The sequence below is a fragment of the Sinorhizobium sp. FG01 genome (assembly GCF_002531875.1).
GTDB lineage: Bacteria > Pseudomonadota > Alphaproteobacteria > Rhizobiales > Rhizobiaceae > Sinorhizobium > Sinorhizobium fredii_C.
This window is the reverse complement of the sequence record NZ_NWTB01000058.1, coordinates 1-1,453: the sequence shown is the minus strand read 5'-3', so window position 1 is coordinate 1,453 and position 1,453 is coordinate 1. Positions and strand designations below refer to the sequence as shown.

The following is a 1,453-nucleotide window of genomic DNA, read 5'->3' as shown; positions in this document are numbered from 1 at the left end:
TCGACACCGCACCGCGGCTGAAGGTCTTGAAGACCGAAGAGCCGTCCGGCCGCAAGGCCGGCATCAAGGTGAAGTCGATCGCCGAGCTCGTCGACAAGCTCAAGTCCGAAGCCGGCGTGCTTTAAGTTTAAGGAAAGGGAGACTTTCATCATGGCCATTCTGCTTCTGGCTGACCACGACACCACCCACCTTTCCGACCAGACGGCCAAGGCGCTGACGGCGGCCTCCAAGATCGGCGGCGACGTCCACGTTCTCGTGGCCGGCGCGGGCGTCAAGGGCGTTGCCGAACAGGCCACCAAGCTTGCCGGCGTCGCCAAGGTGCTCGTAGCCGACGACGCAAGCCTTGCCAACAATCTTGCCGAGCCGCTCGCCGCCTTGATCGTCTCGCTCGCCGGTTCTTACGACACCATCATCGCCGCAGCCACCTCGGTCGGCAAGAACGTCCTGCCGCGCGTCGCCGCCCTCCTCGATGTCTCGCAGGTCTCGGAAATCATCGAGGTCGTCTCCGCCTATACCTTCAAGCGGCCGATCTATGCCGGCAATGCCATCCAGACGGTACAGATGAGCGAGCCCAAGCGGGTCATCACCGTCAGAACCACCGCCTTCCCGTCTGCCTCACAAGGCAGCACCTCGGCTGCCGTCGAACAGGTCCTGACGGCAGCCTCTTTCTCTCATCTGTCGAGGTTTGTATCGGACGCACTCTCCTCTTCCGACCGGCCGGAGCTGACCTCGGCGAAGATCATCATCTCCGGCGGCCGCGCGCTCGGTTCCTCGGAAAAGTTCCAGGAGGTGATCCTGCCGGTTGCCGACAAGCTTGGCGCCGCCGTCGGTGCATCGCGCGCCGCCGTCGATGCCGGCTATGCCCCGAACGACTGGCAGGTCGGCCAGACCGGCAAGGTGGTCGCGCCCGACCTCTACATCGCCTGCGGCATCTCCGGTGCCATCCAGCACCTCGCCGGCATGAAGGATTCGAAGGTGATCGTCGCCATCAACAAGGACGAGGAGGCACCGATCTTCCAGGTCGCCGACTACGGCCTCGTCGCCGATCTCTTCGACGTCCTGCCGGAACTGGAAGGGGCTCTGTAGCCCGCCATCTGTAGCAGCCGGTCAAAGGAAATTATCGTGCCGTCACTATTTGTTGCGAAAGAGCGTGACCCCGCGGAGGGCCGCGTCGCCGGTTCGGTCGACAGCGTCAAGAAGCTGACGTCGCTCGGCTTCGACGTGGTCGTCGAGGCCGGTGCCGGTTTGCTGTCGCGCGTCCCGGATCAGGAATACGAGAAGGCCGGGGCCCGGATCGGCGGGGCGGCGGATGCGGCGAGCGCCGACGTCATCCTCAAGGTGCGCCGGCCGACGGCCGAGGAAATTGCCGGCTACAGGTCCGGGGCGATCGTCATCGCCATCATGGATCCCTACGGCAACGACGCGGCGATCGCCGCGATGGCTGAGGCCGGGC

The 1,453-nt window shown here is 64.9% G+C and carries 1 protein-coding gene and 2 pseudogenes; all 3 read left to right on the top strand.

What is annotated here, in order from left to right:
* A pseudogene (locus tag CO656_RS29485) lies at positions 1–125 on the top strand (electron transfer flavoprotein subunit beta/FixA family protein); the annotation flags it as partial.
* Positions 126–150: 25 nt separating this feature from the next.
* On the top strand, positions 151–1,086 hold the full coding sequence (locus CO656_RS29480) for an FAD-binding protein (RefSeq protein WP_097528135.1): 936 nt from the start codon (positions 151–153) through the stop codon (positions 1,084–1,086).
* Positions 1,087–1,119: 33 nt separating this feature from the next.
* Positions 1,120–1,453: pseudogene (locus CO656_RS29475) on the top strand (NAD(P)(+) transhydrogenase (Re/Si-specific) subunit alpha); the annotation flags it as partial.

Coding starts and splice junctions, on each gene's coding strand:
- CO656_RS29480 (WP_097528135.1), top strand. CDS start 151: ATGGCCATTCTGCTTCTGGCTGACCACGACACCACCCACCTTTCCGAC.